General features: G+C 62.1%; 12 protein-coding genes. 9 read left to right on the top strand and 3 right to left on the bottom strand.

Annotated elements, in window-relative coordinates; genetic code table 11:
- Window positions 1-216: 216 nt before the first annotated feature.
- The 9 genes from AB1792_06210 (at window position 217) to AB1792_06250 (ending at window position 12,908) form a co-directional block, all read left to right on the top strand.
- The gene (locus AB1792_06210) at window positions 217-804 is read left to right on the top strand and encodes a transposase (GenBank protein ID MEW5701805.1); all 588 of its coding nucleotides are present in this window, start codon (window positions 217-219) and stop codon (window positions 802-804) included.
- 175 nt (window positions 805-979) lie between these two features.
- Window positions 980-3,235, top strand: coding sequence for a S9 family peptidase (locus AB1792_06215; GenBank protein ID MEW5701806.1), 2,256 nt, complete (start codon window positions 980-982; stop codon window positions 3,233-3,235).
- 140 nt (window positions 3,236-3,375) lie between these two features.
- The gene (locus AB1792_06220; protein ID MEW5701807.1) at window positions 3,376-5,553 is read left to right on the top strand and encodes a hypothetical protein; all 2,178 of its coding nucleotides are present in this window, start codon (window positions 3,376-3,378) and stop codon (window positions 5,551-5,553) included.
- A gap of 204 nt (window positions 5,554-5,757) precedes the next feature.
- Window positions 5,758-6,522: a cellulase family glycosylhydrolase gene (locus tag AB1792_06225; GenBank protein ID MEW5701808.1), complete on the top strand. Its 765-nt coding sequence runs from the start codon at window positions 5,758-5,760 to the stop codon at window positions 6,520-6,522.
- A gap of 81 nt (window positions 6,523-6,603) precedes the next feature.
- On the top strand, window positions 6,604-6,813 hold the full coding sequence (locus tag AB1792_06230; GenBank protein ID MEW5701809.1) for a hypothetical protein: 210 nt from the start codon (window positions 6,604-6,606) through the stop codon (window positions 6,811-6,813).
- Window positions 6,814-6,818: 5 nt separating this feature from the next.
- Window positions 6,819-7,037, top strand: coding sequence for a hypothetical protein (locus tag AB1792_06235; protein MEW5701810.1), 219 nt, complete (start codon window positions 6,819-6,821; stop codon window positions 7,035-7,037).
- A 197-nt stretch (window positions 7,038-7,234) separates the two neighbouring features.
- On the top strand, window positions 7,235-9,334 hold the full coding sequence (locus AB1792_06240) for an FG-GAP-like repeat-containing protein (GenBank protein ID MEW5701811.1): 2,100 nt from the start codon (window positions 7,235-7,237) through the stop codon (window positions 9,332-9,334).
- Window positions 9,331-10,320 (top strand): efflux RND transporter permease subunit, encoded by a 990-nt coding sequence (locus tag AB1792_06245; GenBank protein ID MEW5701812.1) that lies wholly within the window; start codon window positions 9,331-9,333, stop codon window positions 10,318-10,320. Before AB1792_06240 ends, AB1792_06245 begins: the two co-directional genes overlap by 4 nt.
- Window positions 10,321-10,478: 158 nt before the next feature.
- Window positions 10,479-12,908: an SBBP repeat-containing protein gene (locus AB1792_06250; GenBank protein MEW5701813.1), complete on the top strand. Its 2,430-nt coding sequence runs from the start codon at window positions 10,479-10,481 to the stop codon at window positions 12,906-12,908.
- 175 nt (window positions 12,909-13,083) lie between these two features.
- On the opposite strand, the gene AB1792_06255 is transcribed toward AB1792_06250, so the two are convergent.
- From AB1792_06255 to AB1792_06265, 3 genes are read right to left on the bottom strand one after another with little or no spacing between them, the layout of a single operon-like run.
- Window positions 13,084-17,058, bottom strand: coding sequence for a glycoside hydrolase family 38 C-terminal domain-containing protein (locus AB1792_06255; GenBank protein MEW5701814.1), 3,975 nt, complete (start codon window positions 17,056-17,058; stop codon window positions 13,084-13,086).
- Between the two features lie 40 nt (window positions 17,059-17,098).
- Window positions 17,099-18,487 (bottom strand): ABC transporter permease, encoded by a 1,389-nt coding sequence (locus tag AB1792_06260; GenBank protein ID MEW5701815.1) that lies wholly within the window; start codon window positions 18,485-18,487, stop codon window positions 17,099-17,101.
- 15 nt (window positions 18,488-18,502) lie between these two features.
- Window positions 18,503-19,960, bottom strand: coding sequence for a sugar ABC transporter ATP-binding protein (locus tag AB1792_06265; GenBank protein ID MEW5701816.1), 1,458 nt, complete (start codon window positions 19,958-19,960; stop codon window positions 18,503-18,505).
- Window positions 19,961-19,993 lie beyond the last annotated feature (33 nt).

The raw sequence follows: 19,993 nt of genomic DNA on the forward strand, positions 1-19,993 counted from the left end.
ACTCAGCGGCGTCCCATGATCCTCGTCCATACATCCGTCCTCCGTCCCCTAATCTGGCCCGGAGAACCGACGCAAACCATCAACTTTTAGATGCTAAATCTGTCCGACTGGAGCTGAAACAGGACATGAGGACAACCGCCTGCGCCACTGAGAGGCCTGCCGCGATCAAAGATTGCGGGCACGCGATTCACGGCAAACGAAGAAGATGGAACGTTAATGCCACGACAGAGCTACAACATCGCCGGGCACGCGCACTTCGTGACATGCAGTAGCTATCACCGCTGCCCAATCCTCATTGACGACCCGGCGCGCAAGTTGCTTGTTGAATCGCTTGATGCAGCCCGCCGACGCCTGCATCTTGAGTTGTGGGCGTATGTCATCATGCCGGAACATGTTCATCTTCTCCTGATGCCCCGCGAGAACGCCTATTCGATGGCCGAGATCCTGAAGCGAGTCAAGGGACCGTTTGCGAAGCGCTTGATTGACATATGGCGGGCTGATGATGATCCGCGATTGGGGCAACTCCGGATCGATGGACCGTCCGGTCCCTCAATCAGAGTCTGGGAGCGTGGCGGAGGGTTCGACCGAAACCTCTACTCGCACGAACGCATCCGTCGAGCAGTTGAGTACATCGAATGGAATCCAGTTCGGAGGGGGTTGGTCTCTGATCCAATGGACTGGGTCTGGTCGAGCGCCCGGGCGAGATCGGGAATCACGGACGTCCCGATACAGATTGACCCGATTTGCTGGGATGGGATCGAAAATGCCGCGATCACAGATCGCGGGCACACAACAGGTGTGTGATCAACACGTGATGCGTGGCCGCGATCTCCGATCGCGGTCGGCCAAAGGCCGACATCTGGAGCGATTATGAAGACAAACAAAGATGTACTTGGCGGACTGACAGCAAGGGGCCGAAGCCCCTTGTCCTCGATTTGAAGAGATGTCGCAGAACGGATTCTGAAGGAACGGAGGCACCATGCGTCGTTGGACAATGCTCGTGTTGATGCTGCTCGTGGCGGCGGTGATGCTGGCATCGCCGGCGGCGGCAGAGAAGCTCACGATCGATCGGATCTATGGGGATACGTCGCTCTCCGGGCCGACGCCGCGCGGAGTGAGGATTTCCCCCGACGGGAAACGCGTCGGATTCCTGCGCGGGCGCGACACCGACCAATATCAACTCGACCTCTGGGTCTATGAGATCGACAAGCACAAGACCCGGATGCTGGTCGATTCCAAGATGATCGTGCCGGAGGAGAAGCTGTCGGACGCCGAGAAAGCGCGTCGCGAACGCGCCCGGACGGCATCGCTGAAGGGAATCCTCACCTATGCGTGGTCGCCCGACGGCGCCAAGCTCCTCTTTCCCCTCGGCGACACCCTCTACCTCTACGACCTGAGAGCCAAACCTGACGCGGCGGTGCGAAAGTTCGCAACCGGCGAGGGCGCGATCGACCCGAAGATCTCCCCCAAAGGCCACTATGCCTCATTCGTGCGCGACCAGAACCTGTACGTGGTCGACCTCGCCACCGGCGCTCAGCGACAACTGACCACCGACGGCGCTGGCACATTGCACAACGCCGAGGCGGAGTTTGTCGCCCAGGAGGAGATGGACCAGTCGAGCGGGTATTGGTGGGCACGCAACGACAGTCTGATCGCTTTCAAGCAATACGACGAATCGCCGGTCCCTTCAGTCAAGCGCTTCGAGGTCTATCCCGATCGCACCGAGGTGATCGAGCAGCGCTACCCGGCGGCGGGAGATTCGAATGTGATCGTCCGGCTTGGGCTCATCCGTCCCACCGGCGGCGATGTGCGCTGGATCGACCTCGGCTCCGACCCCGACATCTACCTGGCGCGCGTCGACTGGGTCCCCGATGGGAAGACAGTCACCTACCAACGCGAAAGCCGCGATCAGAAGCGGCTCGAATTGATCGCTGTCGACGTGGCGACACTGTCGCAGCGGACGCTTCTGACCGAGACCTCCCAGACGTGGATCAATCTCAACGACGATCTGCGCTTCCTCAAAAAGCAACCGGCCTTCATCTGGGCCTCGGAGCGCACGGGATTCAACCATCTCTACCTTTACAGTCTCGATGGCGCCTTGATCCACCCGCTGACCGCCGGCGACTGGAATGTCGATGGGCTCTTGGCGGTCGATGAGCCGGCAGGGCGTGTCTATCTCTCATCCAACCGCGACGCCATCATTGACCATCAGATCTACACCGTGCGCCTCGATGGGAGCAACGCGCACGATCCGTCGCGCATCAGTCAGGGTGACGGAATCCACGGAGCATCATTCGCCCGGGATGCCGCGCGGGTCTCGCTCTATGTCGAGGGGTATTCGAATCCGCTGACGCCGCCACAAGCCAGCATCCGCGCCGCCGATGGCCGCTTCCTCGCCTGGATCGAGGAGAACCGCCTCGACGAGAAGCATCCCTACTGGCGGTACCGCGACATGCATGTGACGCCGGAATTCGGCACGCTGACCGCGGAGGACGGGCAGACACTGGAGTATCGCCTGCTGAAGCCGCCGGATTTCGATCCGGCACGACGCTACCCCGTTTTCATCAACGTCTATGGCGGCCCGGGGTCGCAAACCGTGAGCCGGGGCTGGGGCGATCTGTTTGGTCAGTATATGGCCCAGCAGGGGTTCATCGTCTTTGGGCTCGACAATCGCGGTTCGGGACGTCGCGGCCGCAGATTTTCCGATCCGATCTATGGCCGCCTCGGCGATGTCGAGGTGCGCGACCAGCTCGTCGGCGTCCGCTGGCTCAAGCAGCAACCGTTTGTCGACGTGGCGCGCATCGGTGTCTTCGGCTGGAGCTACGGCGGGTACATGACCCTGATGATGCTCGCCAAGGCCGGCGGCGACCTGGCCGCCGGGGTCGCGGTGGCGCCGGTATCCGAATGGCAGTTGTACGACACCCACTACACCGAGCGATACCTGGGGACGCCGCAGGAGAATGCCGCCGGGTACGATTCCAGCGCGGTGTTCGGCTCGCTGGCGAACATTAAAGCGCCGCTCCTGTTGGTCCACGGCATGGCCGATGACAATGTGCTGTTCACCAACTCGACGCAGGTCATGGCGGCCCTGCAGAAACAGGGTCAACAGTTCCGGCTGATGACCTACCCCGGCGGCAAGCACGGCCTGTCGACGACCACGATGCGGAAGCACGTCCGCCACCTGATCGCGGACTTCTTCGTGGAGATGCTCAAGCCGGGGGATGCCGGGAAGTAAGATCGGTGCGGTGGCACCAAGGGAAAGGGCCCCGATGGAGTTGTGTCGTCGTCGTTCTGCGGCTATCTTGAGAACTTGGCGGTCGGACACTGTTCTTGACCGCCCCGGCATCACGATTTGTCGTCACGGGATTGCCTACAATGACCCGGTCTGAATTCATCGTCAAAGAGGAGAGACAGATGCCCCGCTCGCAGTCGCAATCGCAACGTCCATTCCACCCCGGCAGATTCGTGGCTGCCTCGGCGATGGTCGCGCTCTTGACCCTGTCCGGTTTGTCCGCAGGAGAACGTGCCATGGCGCAGAGCACCCCGATTGGAGAGACCCAAATCACGGCGACAATCAGCGCCCTGGTCACCCAACATGGCGAAGCCCAGCGCGGACGCGTCGACAAGGGCGTCCGTCAGGCGGCGCAAATGTGGCGCACTGAGGACGGCACGGCCCCGGAGTTCGCGGATTTTTGCCAGCAGAACTTCATCGCCGATTCACAGGTCCTGCAGCAGACCGCCGATCACATCGAGGGGTATTTCGAGAGCATCTTCGGACATTACGCCGAGATGGGCCGGGACCTGAGCTGGCATCTGGACGTTGAGATCGGGCCGATTCTCCCCATCGACTACGCCTTCGCCGGTTACTCCCCCAGCGCCCACTTCAGCGATGACATGTTCAAGACGAAGATCGCGTTTATGGTGCTTCTGAATTACCCGCAATTCACGCTTCAGGAGCGCCTGACACTCGGACCCAAGTGGACCCGGCAGCAATGGGTGTATGCCCGGCTCGGGCAGATGTTCACCGACCGCGTGCCGGCGGACATTTCACAGCGCCTCAATCAGGTCACTGTGGCCGCGGACAACTATATCAGCCACTATAACATTTGGATGCACCATCTCCTCTCGGCCGATGGCACCCGGCTGTTTCCCCAGGGACTCCGCCTGCTCAGTCACTGGAATCTCCGCGATGAGCTCAAATCGCAGTATTCCAAACCGGACGGCCTCGCCCGGCAGGAGATGATCTATGACGTCATGCTCAAGATCATCCAGCAGCAGATTCCGTCGGTCGTGGTGGACAACCCGGCGGTCGATTGGCAGGTATCGACGGGCCAGGTGACCGTCTCCGGAGACGTCGATGGTGATGTCCCGTCATCCTGGCAGGGCGGCGGATCATCGGGGACGGCGGTCGACGGCGCGCGGGAGCCCGACACGCGGTATGCCCGCATCCTCGACATCTTCCACGCCCAGCGTGCCGCCGACCCGTACTACCTCGGCACGACGACGTTCGTGCAGCGCCGCTTCGACCGCGGCCGGGAAATTCCGGAGGCCGAGGTGGAGCAGATGTTCAAGTCGGTGATCTCGTCGCCGACCATCAAGAAGGTCGCCGCCTTGATCGAGCGCCGGTTGGGACGCAAATTGCAGCCGTTCGACATCTGGTACGCCGGGTTTCGTCCCAGCGCCGGCATGCCCGAAGAAGAACTCGACAAACTCGTGTCGGCCAAGTACCCCACGGCCGCCGCGTTTGAGGCAGGCCTCCCGGACATTCTCCACAAGCTCGGCTTCAGCGACGCCACCACGCAGTTCCTCGTCGCGCATGTTCAGGTTGATCCGGCGCGGGGATCGGGGCATGCCTCCGGACCCGGACGGCCGGTCGACAAGGCCCATCTGCGCACGCGCGTCGCCGCCACGGGCATGAACTACAAAGGGTACAACATTGCCACGCACGAGTTCGGCCACAATGTCGAGCAGGTGTTCTCTTCGACGCGCGTTCCCCACGCCCTGTTGCGGGGCGTGCCCAACAACGCCTTCACCGAGGGATTCGCCTACGTGTTCCAGAACCGCAATCTCGACTACATCGGGGTGACCCAGCAGGACCCGCTGGCCGGGCCGCTCAATGCGCTCAACGAGCTGTGGTCGACCTACGAGATCGCCGGCGTCTCGCTCGTCGACATGGGGATGTGGAACTGGATGTACGCGCATCCGGATGCCACCCCCGCGCAACTGCGGGAGGCGGTGGTCGCCATTGCCCAAAATATCTGGAATCAGTACTACGCTCCGATTTTCGGCGTCAAAGACACGCCGATTCTGGCCATCTATTCCCACATGGTCAGTTACGCCCTGTACCTCCCCGACTACACACTGGCGCACATCATCGTCCTCCCGGTCGAGCAGCACATGAAGACGGCGAATCTCGCCACCGAGATGGAACGCATGTGCGCCATCGGCAGCGTGACGCCGGATCAGTGGATGCAAGAGGCGGTCGGCAGTCCGATCTCGGTCACTCCGCTGTTGGATGCCGCCGAGGCGGCGCTGAAAGTCGTCAAGAAGTGACAGTGAGCTACCCGCCGATCCACGTCGTTCACACGACGTGGATCGCGTAGGACCCGATCGATGTCAGCAGTCTCTGGGCCCCGCCATCCGGGCGAAACGAGGGGCCGAGGCAGTCGGCGTGCATTCGCGACAGCCGCAGCGCTCATAGGCACCCTGGTCATATCCATCACGCCGATCCGGGCGTCCGACGACTCACCGGCGGTTGTGAAAACCGCATTCTGGACCCGACTGCGCCACGGCGCCAACTGCTTCAACCATGTCGTCACGGCGGACTGGTGGCGGGCGGCGGGCGACGTTGGGATCGAAGTCGTCCGCCTGGCGCCGAACAAGTGGGACTCACGCCACCGCGACTTCCTCTTGGGCGATGCCGATCAGTTCACCGGGCTTATCACCGAGGATCTTGGTCTTCTGCTGGCCTCGCTCGCGCAAGCGGATTCGGTGGGGATGAAGGTCGTGGTGACCACTTTATCGTTGCCCGGAGCCCGTTGGCGGCAGCAGAACGGCGATCGAAGCGACCTGCGTCTCTGGCGCGACACGTCATACTGGGGCCGAGCTTACCGATTCTGGCGTGAACTCGCCGGCCACCTGAAGGACAACCCCGCCGTTGTGGGGTACAACATCCTCAATGAACCGACACCCGAGTTCGCGGTCGGCGCCGATGGCCCCGTGGTACTCAATCGCTTCTATGCAACCGTCGTGCGCGCAATCCGTGACGTCGACAGTACGACGCCCATCGTGCTCGACGGCGGCCGGTGGGCATCGCCTGACGGACTGGCCGAATTCCGGCCATTGCTCGACACCAACGTGATCTACGCGTTTCACATGTACGAGCCATTCGAGTACACCAACAAGAAGGCCAATGCCGGCCGATTCTCATATCCCGGGACAGTCGTCACCGACGGCGGCGACACGATCGCGCTGGACAGGTCGTTTCTGGAGCTTTACCTCGGCCGCGTGAGCGAATGGTAGCACAGATGGAACATCCCCTCACGCCACGTCTTCGCGGCCGAGTTTGGCTGCCACCGCACCGTGCCGGGGGCCGCCGAGTACATGCATGACGTGATTCAGGTCCTCCAATCCCACGGCTGGCACTGGGCCTTCTACTCCTTTCGTGAAGACACTTGGGACGGGATGGACTATGAGCTCGGTACCCAGCCGCTGGGCGCCGCCTACTGGTCTGCCGTCGAACGCGGGGAGACACCGGTTCTGCCCCGTAGGGACAATCCGCTTTGGACGGTGATCAAGCAGGCCCTGGAATAGCGGCCGTGGCGCGGTTTTGTCCCGGCGACCCTTCAGGCCTCACCGAGGTGGACATCACCGAATGTGTTGGAGCCTGGCTGAAGGGCGACGTTCCCAACAACGGCTTGGTCATCGAATCGCTCTATGATGGACTGGAACCCCTGGCCATGAGGTCGGCATCGGAGCTCGCTTCGGGCGTCAAGGCGGTCGTGGAGGTATGGTATTCGCTCAAGCGATCACGTTGATTGAAACGTATGTAATTACGGCGGTCCGGACAAGCCGGAAGAGGATCGTTCGGTCCTCGGTTTAGACTTTACAATCCTTCTATTCCGGAATCGGCAGTTGTAGAACCGTCAGCACGGTGACCCTCGATGCCCGTTGGCCGGCTGATTCTTCGTGCCTGAGGGGCGTCATACGGTATGACGAAGATGGCTTTTTAATAATGGGCCAGACCTCGTTGTTGAGGCGGCTCATCGCTCTCACCCCGATCGTCTCGGTTGTTGTGCTTGCGGTCAGCGCTGGTGGGCTCGTACCGAGGTGGGCACTGGCGCAGTCGCAGTGTCTTCCCGTCCGTGTCTTTACAGGCTGGGCGGGTTGGCCTGATCCCGGCCATCTCGGCCGCAGCATCGCCGGGGCGGGAGATGTGGACAAGGACGGCTGGGCGGATGTCATCATCGGAGGGTGGCGGCTGGCCGGGCAGAGTCAGGTTGATGCCGGCCAAGCCTATGTGTTCTCGGGCCGCACGGGGCAGAAGCTGCTGCGGTTCTATGGAGAGGACTGGGGCGACGCCTTCGGTTACGCGGTAGATGGTGCCGGGGACCTCAATGGAGATGGATACGCGGACGTCGTGGTGGGCGCATTTGGGAACGACTACTGGGGCAATGGCGCCGGTCGGGCGTATGTCTACTCCGGGGCGGATGGCAGGTTGGTTTACATGTTCAGTGGCGGGCTGCCCGGCGACGCGCTGGGAAGCGCCGTCGCCGGTGTCGGAGATGTGAACGGAGACGGTGTGCCGGACGTAATCGTGGGTGCTGATCGAGAGATGGCCTCAGGTTGGGCGAATGGGTTGGCCTATGTCTACTCGGGGCAAGATGGAACGGTCCTCTATGAGTTCACGGCGGGGGAATTCAGAGATGAATTCGGCTGGTCAGTCTCCCAGGCAGCTGACATAAACCGGGATGGGTACTGTGACGTGGTTGTGGGAGCACCTGGCGGAGGTTGGACGCCCCCGTACCACGACGGACAAGGCCGCGCCTATGTCTATTCAGGGCAGGATGGGGCACTCCTGCACAGCCTGTCGGGTGAGAGCACAAGTGACCTCTTCGGTTTCTCGGTTGCCGGCGGCGCGGATGTCAACGGCGACGGTTACCCGGACGTAATCGTGGGGGCGATATGGAATGACAGCAAGGCATGGAACAGTGGATCGGCCTATGTCTATTCCGGGAAGACGTGGGAGGTGATCCACAAGTGGTCCGGGGAACAGGAGGATGATCGGCTCGGGCAGTGGGTTGACGGTGTGGGAGACATGGACGGTGATGGATTCGCAGATGTGATTATTGGTGCGATCCGCGCTCATGTGGCGGGGGAAGACAAGGGAGCGGCATACGTGTATTCCGGGCGGACGGGGGTGATGCTGTTCCGGTTGGTGGGCGAAAGGTCGGGCGACTGGTTCGGTCGGACGGCGTGCGGCCTCGGCGACATTAATTCCGACGGACTCCCCGATTTTGGGATTGTTGCACCTGCAAGTGATGCCGGGTACACGGACTTCGGGCGCGCCTACGTGTACATGCCATGCCGGGTTGATGTGGATGTACTCCCAAGTCAGTGTCCCAACCAGGTCACCTTTGAGCGCGAAGTGACGGTTATTCGTCCGATGGCGGCTGGAGCTCGTGGACCACAGAACTTGACCGCCGCCTTCGTCGGCAGTCCGTCGCTCGATGTCAGCACCATTGATCCGCAGACGATCTTGCTGGAGGGAGTCTCGCCGCAGCGAGTAGATGTCCAGGATATCACTGCACCTCCATGGATCAAAGAGACACCCTGCGACTGCGCCGTGCGCAGTCCGGACGGGTACCCCGATTTGGTGTTGACCTTTGACCTATCTGCGCTGGACAAAACAATCCACGGTCCGTCGGTCCTGTCTCCCTCGGAAGTTGTGAATCTGACCGCATTGTTGAAGACGGGTGAGCCGATTATCGGGCAGGACTGTCTGCATTTCGGTCTGCGGCCTATCCGTCTTGCCGGCGTAGAAGACTCGTTGGAATCTGCCACCATCTTGCTGGGTAATTCCCCGAATCCACTCAATTCGTCGACGACAATCGCCTTTTCGCTCCCCATGTCTGGGGCAACACAGATTCAGGTGTTCGACGTCTTGGGGCGGAAGATCGCAACATTGATGGATGACGATCTGGACGCCGGGCGTCATCAGGTCACCTGGGATGGCACCGATGGCGAGAGGCGTCCGGTTGCCTCGGGAATCTACCTTTATCGCCTGACCGCCGGTTCCACTGTCGAAACGCGAAAGATGGTCCTGCTGAAGTGAGTCGCGAGGACAACCTGCCCGAGCTGCGCATCAAGATTGACCGCGACCGGGCCGGGATTCTCGGGATCAATGCCGCCCAGATCGCCAACACCATCAATACCTGCATCAACGGCTCGGTGGCGTCGCTGTTCACCGATCCCAAGAGCGGCAACCAATACAACATCCTGGTTCGCCTCAGCGAAGACTACCGATCGCGCGTGGAGGACTTGGGGGACCTGGTTCTGACGACGGCCAGCGGCGACCAAGTCCGACTCGGCAACGTGGCCACAGTTGAAAAGGTCAATGCGCCCGTCCAGATCGACCGAAAATACCAGCAACGCCTGATCGAAGTGACGGCCAACGTCGTCGGGCGCGACCTGGGAAGCGTCGCCGCCGACATCCAGGCCCACATCGACACGCTCAACGTGCCGCCCGGATTCGAGGTCCACCTGGGAGGGAATGTCGAACAGCAGAAATCGGCCTTCGCGAACCTGCTGTTGGCCTTTGCCTTGGCGATTCTCCTCGTGTACGTCGTGATGGCGTCGCAGTTCCAGTCCCTCATCGATCCCTTCATCATCATGTTCACCGTGCCTCTGGGAATCGTCGGTGTCTTTTGGGTCCTGTTCCTGACCGGGACCACGCTTTCGGTCACGTCGTTCCAAGGTGTGATCATCATGGTGGGCATCGTGGTGAGCAACGGCATCCTGCTGGTCGATTACACCAATCATCTCCGCGTGCGCGGGTTACCCTTGTCCGAGGCGGTCATCAAAGGGGGCGTGACGCGCCTGAAGCCGATCATTATGACCACGCTGGCGACCGTGCTGGGCCTGATCCCGATGGCCTTGGGTCTGGGCGGGGAATCGACGCAGGCGCCGTTGGCCATCGCCGTGATCGGCGGGCTGACCGTTTCGACGGCACTGACGCTGTTCTTCATTCCGACGCTCTATACGGTCTTCGAGGAGAGATTCCGTCGACAGATGACAACTGGCGAAGACACGGCCGGATGATCGCAACGCGCAGGCGACTCCTGCAGATTCCGGGTTGACCATGTCAGCCGAGGCATTAAGTTGCCGGTTGGCGTCGTTGGATTCCCTGCCGAGCCACCAACGCCGGTGGCAGGCGCAATGATGGCCCGAGCTTTCCGACACCTGGCCGGAGGTGATTGATGTCCGCAACACACCGGAATGCACCGCTGCTCGCGCTGTGGGCCGGCCTTGCGGGTGCCTGTTTGTTCCTCACGGTGGCGACCCCGAGCGCCAGATCGGGTGCAGTCGTGCAGACGCCGCCCGTCTACAGCGTCGACAATCTGCCGACGGCGGGCTCACAAGGGCGGGACGACGGACGCGGCGGGATCGCGTTCACGGAAAACTGCGGGCAGTGGGATGAGCAGGTGTTGTTCCAGGTCGCAGCCAGCGAGGCGACTGTCTGGCTCTGCCGCGATGGACTCTGCTATTCCCTCGTTCACCGTACGACCGCGACGCCGGGAATCGAGCCGCACATCGTCGATAGAGAACGTGCCGCGGGCGCCGCGGCCGGTCCCACGGCATCAGCAGGCGTCGAGTGCGTGACCGTACGCGCCACGTTCGTGGGTGCCCACTCGGAGGTCAGCGCTGCCGGGGTCGGCCCGCTGACTCAGCGCAGCAACTTCTTTCTGGGCAACGATCCGTCTCGGTGGCGCACCGACGTGCGGATCTTCGCGCGCGTTGTCTATCACGACATCCGGCCGGGAATCGACCTGTGGCTCGAAGGCCGCGACGGTGATCTGACCGCCAGATGTGAAGCGGCTTCTGCCACGCACGACCCAGCAGTGCAGCTCCACTATGAGACATACGGTAGCCGGGCGCGCGCGGCTGTTGCCACCGACGGCGGCTTGACGCTCGAAACGCCTTGGAGCGTCATGGAATTCCCCGGTTCAATCCCGGTTGCCGATGGCACGCGCTCAACCCTCATCCGGGACGCCGCCGGAATCCCCGCTCCCACTGCCGTTGCCGTCGGTGACGGAGGAACCTCCGCAGGAGGACTCACGTTCGCCTATAGCACGTTTCTGGGCGGCGGCAGCGTCGATTGGGGATATGGCATCGACGTTGACACGTCCGGTGCCGCGATCGTCGTCGGCCTCACGTACTCGACCGACTTCGACACGGTCAGGGCGTTTCGCGGCGACCAGCCGGGGACCGATGCCTTCATCACCAAGCTGGCACCCGACGGCAGCGGCCCAGTCTACAGCACGTACTTCGGCGGCAACGATTACGACCGCGCCAACGCGGTCGCCGCCGGCCAAGACGGCAGTGCCTGCGTCGTCGGTCTTACCTGGTCGTCAGACTTCCCGCTGGAGCATCCACTACAGGACGATTCGGCATATGTCGACGCCTTCGTGGCCCGGATCAGTCCCGACGGCGATTCCCTGGAATTCAGCACCTACCTTGGGGGCAACGGCAGTGATGAAGCGCATGCCGTCGTCATCGACGCCGCAGGCGATGTGTGCGTGGCCGGGATGACTACCTCGCCTCAGTTCCCGACCGTGAATCCTCATCAGCCTTATCAGGGCGCTGCCGATGCCTTTGTCGCCAGGATTGATGCCTCAGGCGGATCACTGCTGTACTGCACCTGCATCGGTGGACATAGTGACGATCATGCGTTCGACGTCGACGTCGACGGCGTCGGGAACATCTACATGACGGGGTACACGCTCTCGTCGGATTTCCCGACCATCAACCCCTTCCAGACCTACCGGGGGACGCAGGACGCGTTCGTATTGAAGTTGAACTCGACGACCAACACACTGGCCTTCAGCACCTATCTCGGGGGCAGCAGCGACGATGAGGGACGTGGCATTGCCCTCGACCAGAACGGGGGCATCTACGTCGCCGGGAACACGTTCTCTTCGGATTTCCCGCTCGTCGATCCCTACCAGACTGATCAGGGGACGCTCGATGTATTCGTGACGAAATGGAGCGCCGGCGGCGGCACACCGGCGTACAGCACCTATCTGGGCGGCAGCCAGGTAGAGGCTGTGAGTGCGATGACGGTCAGCGAAACCGGCAACGCCTGGATCATCGGGTACACGTCCTCACCCGACTTCCCGTCGATCGACGCCATTCAATCCTACATGGGCGCTGGAGACGCCTTCCTGACCAAACTGCACCTCAATGGCCATTCGCCCGTGTTCAGCACCTACCTGGGCGGCCAGGGGCACGACATCGGGCGGGGCATTGCCCGGGACGCGAAGCACGGAATCTACATCACCGGACAATCCGGCTCATCCGACTTTCCCACGGCCAATCCACATCACGGTTATCGAGGGTACGATGACGCCTTCGCGACCCGGTTCATCGAGTCCCCATGCGCGTGCGATTGCTTCGGAAATCCGGATTGCGTTGAGCACCGGGTGGACGTCTTCGACGTGGTCATGACCATCAATGTCGCCTTTCGCGGCGCTCCCGCGGTCGTCGACCCGGACTCAGACTGTCCGCGCGATGTCACGGACGTTGACTGCAACGGCCTGACTGACATTTCAGATGTGCTCAAGTTCGTCAATGTGGCTTTCCGCAACGCCCTCCCCTCAGTCGAATTCTGCGATCCCTGCGGGCCATAGAATCGGTTTCACAACACCTGAGGTGTGCGGTCGGATGCCCTTCAGGGTGAATCCTTCAGGATGAACCCCCACCCGACCGCAGCGCCGGGTGTAGGCACCCGGCCCCACGGGGTCATGGGATGGCACTTCCGGCTATGAAACCAATACAAGGCTGCACGGATCAATCAAAAGGCCTTCACCGTCGCCTTCCGGGTGTGTCGGCAGCATTGTGGTAGAACCACCCCGGCGGCACCGCTTGCGGAGTCAGTCGGGGTCCCTCGATGCTGAGAGCCAACCCACGGTCGCCCTTCTTCTGGAACATGCGGATGGTCACCGCATGCAAACCCGCCTTCAGTCCCACCTCACCGCTCACGTCACCCATCCCGTGAAGACCATCGTTGTCCACCAACAGAGTGTCGTCGACGGAAAGATCGCTGCCGTCATCGGAGCTGAGAGCGAATCTGTACAGACCATCTGTCGGTACTTGGACGAATCCTCTCAAGACCAGCCCGAAATCCTCCTTTCGTGCAATCGTCGGCGTTGTGACCGAGTCCAGCACGACGGTCTTGAGCACCTTCAAGGTGTCGAACCCAGGCAGACTGTCCCAATATCCTTCATAGTACGAGCAGGCAAGGCCCGGGACCGTTCCTTCGGGCGACGACGGCGCGCGGAGGCCCAGACGATGAAACGTGTTTGCGGCCACATACGAATCGTCGGCCCCCGTCTTCAGCGCCCGTGCCTTGATTGTTGCGGTACTCGTCAGCACGATCGGCCCAGCGTAGACCGGCGATCCCAATTGCGGGGTGCTGTTGTCGAGAGTGTAATGCAGCTCAGCGCCGGGCACCGGACAGGCAAGTCCAACAACGAGACTGTCCACGAACGCCCTGCGGCCCGAAACGATTCGAGCCACCGTCGCGTTGGTGGCATCGTACAACACCTCCACCGGACGGACATCGTCGTACGGGGTCTTGGCGACGGTAGCGGCCAATAGACGGATGCGTGGATTTGCCGGTAGCGTGAGCGCCTGTGCATTCAGCGGCAAGGGTAGGGAGACCGAGTAGAGATACGTGAATTGGTAGGCCTCGTTTTCCCCGGCGGCACTGTGCCGATGGGTGCCATACCACGCGACCGGGGCGCGATTGATGTACGCGGGCGCGATGCGTTCCGGCACATCGGTGAATGAACCGGTCGCCAGTCGGTCGTTCCACTGCCCGATCGGCTGCGCATAGTCTTGAATCCACAACGTCGTGTCATGTCCATCGACGGAAAACGTCCCCGATGCGGGACCACCGACGGCGGTTGCCAGCAGACATAATCTGCCCGACGAACCGGACGGCAGGGGAAGTGACTGGCCATGGCAGGACAAGACGTTCTTCGCTCCCGGCATCGTGGAGCCGAACGTGTACATGATATCATGGTCAACCAGCGTATCCGGCAGCAACTCACCCGCCACCGTGTGTCCCGCATCGAAATCACCGTCCCGACGATTGTCGTCCAGACTGATTCCATCAAGGTCAAATGGCAACGGGAGTGAGCGACACTCGGGCCGCGGAAGGGGTGCAAGGGTCAGGTCCTGCAACCGCACGGCAAATGCCCGTGGCTGGTATGGACCGAGTGACGTTCTCAACTCGCCGTTCGACACGGGGGCGATTGCCATCGATTCCTCAGCTCCATTGACCTCCCGCGCCGCAACGATCGGCACAGCGAAATGGACTCTGACATCTGGAGCGGCAACTCCTTCCGTTTCGCGCAGGCGAAAGATCAACTCGTCGCTGTCTTCCGCCATCTTGATGGTGTTGACAACCACCGGCGCACGCAATTCGGCATCCCCAGCACGGCCCTCCGCGTCACCGCAAGAAACCAGGAGCAGCGAGTACGACTTCCCCAACGGGCCCTCATGTCGGGGGACTTGGAAGGCCCGCAACGGTTGATTGAAACAGGCGGCCCGGGCCACAACCGCACCATGCCGCCAGTCGCCCCTGTGCCCCACAAGCGCATAGGCAAAGCGGTGATGGCCGATGTCCTGCGAGCTCTGGTCGCCGACCCACGACCAACTGTCGAATACGCCCGGCGTGTGAATCAGGGAGAGTCGTACGGTCGCCGAATCGGGGTGATCCCATCCGTACTTGCAGTCGTTGAGTATGGCCACGCCGTATTCACCATGCGGCGTGGTCAGATCGGCCCATTGCTGCCCCGGGACCTCGTAGAGCAAGGGGTGATTGCGGCGACGCTGAATCGTCCCCAGCCCCAGGTCATAGGTCACATATTCATTCGCCGTCGTCAACGGGAACGCCGCTTTCAGAAGCGTCTCCCGCTCTTGCCAGTCGACTTCGGATGTGAATGCAACCCGATCGCCGGTGTCCCCCGCCGCGAGGGAGATCGTCGTATGAAAGACAGAAGTACCCGTCCGGCGCGTGACGGCCAAAGCCACCCGCGCCGGTCCCTTCTCGACAATCTCGATCTCCGCCGGTCCGCCGACGACGGTTCGCGACGGGGCCGAGATTTCATCATAGTCAATCTCCCAACTCGGCCAGCGGTTCGGTTTGTCGAATAGCAATTCCCAGCGGATGGGACTGGCCAGCAGTTCCCGCCCTTCGGACTTGTCGACAATGGAGATGACATTGCCGGAGGGATCGACGGTCACGCGGTAACGATGATTCTCCAGCATTCCGGCCGTCACGCTCAATCCCGTGCTCATCGCACACGGCGTCTGAGCCGGTCGCACGTCATACACAGCACAGCCGACCGACGGCACATCGGCCAGGAAGGTGACCTCCAGATTGCCGCTCTCTCTGCGAACGACTTGCGAGGGCACCTCACGACCATCGCCCGCGAATACGCGCGCAGTCGCCGGTGCACCTGACGGGAAGGTCACTGTGGCCGTCACGACTTCTTGCCGCGCGAACGCGAGTGGGTTGTAGACCAGTAGCGGAACTCCCACGACCCAGGTGTCGAACCGGGGAGAGATGGCTTCCACGGCATGTGTCAACATGCCGGCAAACCGATTCTGGCACAGGATCTCATCGTTCCACGAGAATTCATACGCCTCGGGGATGCTCGTTCCCGTGAGGTCGTCATGGAATTGATGCCACAAGAACCGGATCCAAGTCGCGCGCAGTGCATCACGTGGATAGTCCGCTCCACCCAAGATCCGCGCCATCACTGCGGCGCGCTCAGTGGCGTCGGCCAGCATTTCATTCTTGCGGTTCCATCGCTTCATCGCCGCTTGCGACGTGTAGCACCCGACCGCATGCCGCGTCATCAACAACTCGCCGCGATAGCGTGGCAGTCGCCGGGCATCGGCCATCGACACGAGATCGACCAGATCATCGGAACCGACACTGCGAACCGACAGCGGGCCATCACTCTGCTGCGACTGTTCCAGCCATTCCACCGAGCTGTACGCTGGAGCTCCGCCGGTGTCACCGGTGCCGAAGTATCGGTAGGCCGCCGCCAGTCCCGATGTGTCTGATTGATGTTTGGCTTTGCGAATCCAGACGCTGTCTTTCGTCAGATCTCCCTCAATCTCGCTCACATAGTCGCCCGGACTCAGTGCGGCCGCCAAGACCGAGCCGTCAACGCCCTCCCAAAGACCAATGTGGAAGGGGACCCCGACCGACGATCCCCAGGTGAGCTTCTGTGTCGAGAAGCTCTTCAGGCCACAGTGCGCGGCAATCGACGGCAACGCATACCCAAAGCCGAAGCAGTCAGGCAACAGCACATCGCGGCTGGTCACGCCGAACTCGCGCTTGAAGAACCCATTGCCGTAGAGAGTCTGGCGCACGAGAGACTCAAACGAGGGCATATCGACATCGACCGCGTCAATCCAACTCCCTGCCAGCCGCCAGCGACGCGCGGCGACATAGGGACCCAGACGGGCGTACAAGTCCGGGCGGTACTCCTTCAAGAGCATGTAGCGGAAAGCGCCCTCGAAGCTGAAGGTGTAGTGGGGAAACTGGTCCAGCAGCCGGAAGTTGTCGGCAAACGTCGCCGGGATGTAGTGGTCGATCGTTGTGCGGATGCTCCATCGCCACTGCGTGTCGAGATGCGAAGTCGCCACGACCTGCAAGATCGGCTTCTCCGCCGACTTGGTTTCGTCGGCAGACTGCGAGTGTCCGATGGCCGTCCCAAGCAAGACCACCGCCGTACTTATGACTACCGCCCATCGCACGGTACACCTCCTGAGAGACGATTGTGAATCCCAGCGATCACTATTCTGTCTCGCGCGCACGCACCGTTTTGAACCACCCCCGCACCCCCAGACCTCGTTGCTTCAGTTGATCCAGAAGCACCGCCGCCAGAATGACCAATCCCAGAACGACCTTTTGCGTGTAGCTCTCGACATTGGTCAGGTTCATCCCATTCTGGATAACGCCGATGACGAGGGCGCCGATGAGCGTCCCCAGGATCCGCCCTTCGCCGCCGCTGAGACTTGTCCCGCCGACAACGACCGCCGCGATCACGTGCAACTCATAGCCCAGGCCATAAGTCGGCGCGCCACTCCGCAGTTGTGATGCCAGAAGCACGCCGCCCAGGCCCGCCAACATGGCGCTGATCGTGTAGACGGTCAGTTGCACCGCTCCGACCCGGATCCCCGCCAGACGCGCCGCCTCGCTATTGCCGCCCACCGCATAGACGTATCGCCCCAGGGTCGTGCGCGACATGATGAGGTGACCGGCGACGTACAGCACGACCATCAGTAGAACGGCGTACGGGATCCGAAGCCACGGGTCGGCCCCGCGTCCGAGCACAATGAAGCTCTCGGGAACCTGATAGATGGGCCGTCCGGCGGAGATGATGTACGCGAATCCGGCCGCAACCTGCATCATGGCCAGTGTGGCGATGAAGGGCGGCACCCGGAATGACGTGATCATGACGCCGCTGAACAGTCCGGTGGCCCCGCAGAGGCAAATGGCGGCCGCGCCGGAGAGCATCATCACCGCCGGGGTGGCCGTCACGCCCCCGAAGGCCTGAATCATCGACGCCGTCAATACCGCGGACAGGGCGATCAGGCTCCCCACGGACAAGTCGATGCCGCCCGCAATGATCACCATGGTCATGCCGACGGCCACGATGGCGATGACGGCGATTTGATTGGCGACGTTGCGCAGATTGTCCCCGAGCAGAAATGTGGGCCACCGCTGTGATGGCGGCGTGATCACGGGGATGGCCGCCACCGCCGGTGACGTTCGCGCCACGGCCGCGATCACGGGGACGAGCGACGGCAGCGCTGCGAGGAACTGCACACCGGAGAGCGAATCGACCAGCGACGCCAATCGCTCGCGGATTACGGTCGGCTCCCCAGCGAGGATCGTGCCGCGCCCCAGTCCGCTCCGCTCCAGCTCCGAACGGAGCGACAGCGCGAAAACGCTGTCCTCGGCTGTGGCCCGGCACACGATGATGATGCCCGCCTCCGGTGAGGCGACGGAAGACAGCCGGTCCCGCAGAGCAGACGCAGCACTCTGGCCGGTCAGAGACTGGTCGGAGAGTGTCAGAACGGAAAAGAGGACGCACAGAAGCGCGAGCACGCCGAGCATGCCATACTCCCGAAAGGCATGGACGGCGCCGTGCGCGAGGCGTGTGTGCCAGGTCCGGCTCATGGCCCTTGTCTCGCTTCAGACGGCCAACGCCATGATCGACTCCTCTGTGGCGGCAGTCACGTCCTCGAGCTCCCCCGCGACTCGTCCGGCGCGCATCACCAGAATACGATCGCAGACACCGAGCACCTCCGTGAACTCCGAGGAGATCACGATGATGATCTTCCCCTGTGATGCCAGGCGGTCGATCAAGACGTACATATCATGCTTCGCGCCGACGTCGATGCCGCGTGTCGGCTCATCGAAGATGATCACACGCGAGTTCGTCTCCAGCCAGCGCGCGACGAGGAGTTTCTGCTGGTTTCCGCCGGAGAGCGTTTCCGCGCGTTGGTCCGGTCCCGTGAGACGCAGATCCAGTTCGGCCACGCGCGCCCGAAAACGCGATGTCTCCCGCTTCGTTCCAATCCATCCCCAGCGTGCCCACGATGTCAGATTCGGAAGCGCGAAGTTGTCGCGCGCCGACGCCTTGAGAACCAAGCCCTGCGCTTTGCGGTCCTCCGTCAACAGGCAGATTCCCCGGCGAATGGCCTCACGGGGGGACCGGATTCGCAACGGCTGGCCATCAAGGCCGATCTCACCCGCCGACTTGCGATCGGCGCCGAAGATGAGCCGCGCCACCTCCGTACGACCGGCCCCCATCAATCCCGACAGTCCGAGGACCTCACCATGCCGGACCGTGAAGCTGACATCGCGGACGCGGCCTCCGGACAGCCCCCGGACCACCAGACCCTCCCCGCCAACACGATGGCTTCGTGCTGGGTATTCCTCATTGAGTCTCCGTCCCACCATCTGTTCGATCAGCGATTCCCGGGTGACTTCAGCGATCGGCCATGTTCCGATCGTCTCGCCATCCCGCATGATCGTCACGCGGTCGGCGATTCTCATCACTTCATCCAGACGGTGACTGACAAACAGCACGGCAATGTCGCGGGCCGCCAACTCGCGCAGGATGACAAACAACCGCTCGACTTCCCGGGGAGACAGCGACGCCGTCGGTTCATCCATGACCAGCAATCGGGTGTCGTAGGCCAGCGCCCGCCCGATCTCGACAAGCTGCTGCTGTGCCGTGCTCAGAGATCGGACCGGAGTCTCCAAGTCCACATCCACACCCAGTCGATCCAATACGATGGCGGCCTGCCGCCTCTCCGATTCGGCGTCGATCAGTCCTCGGCGCGTGCGCTCCCGTCCGAGAACAAGGTTCGCCCTCACGCTCAGCGAGGGAACCAGGGAAAACTCCTGGTAGATCGCGCTGATTCCGGCCTGCCAGGCCGCCGATGGTGAGGCGAAATCGACGTGTTGTCCCAGGAATCGAATCAGGCCCTGGTCGGCGCGTTCGACACCGGTCAGGATTTTGATGAGAGTGCTTTTGCCGGCGCCATTGGCGCCGACCAGAGCGTGAATCTCCCCAGACGCCAGTTCCAACCAGCCATTGCGGATGGCTGTGACCCCGGGAAAGGCCTTGACGATACCCTCCATCCGCAGCAGCGGTGCGTCATCGCCTGCGCCGCG

Source organism: Candidatus Zixiibacteriota bacterium (assembly GCA_040752595.1).
Lineage (GTDB): Bacteria > Zixibacteria > MSB-5A5 > WJJR01 > WJJR01 > JACQFV01.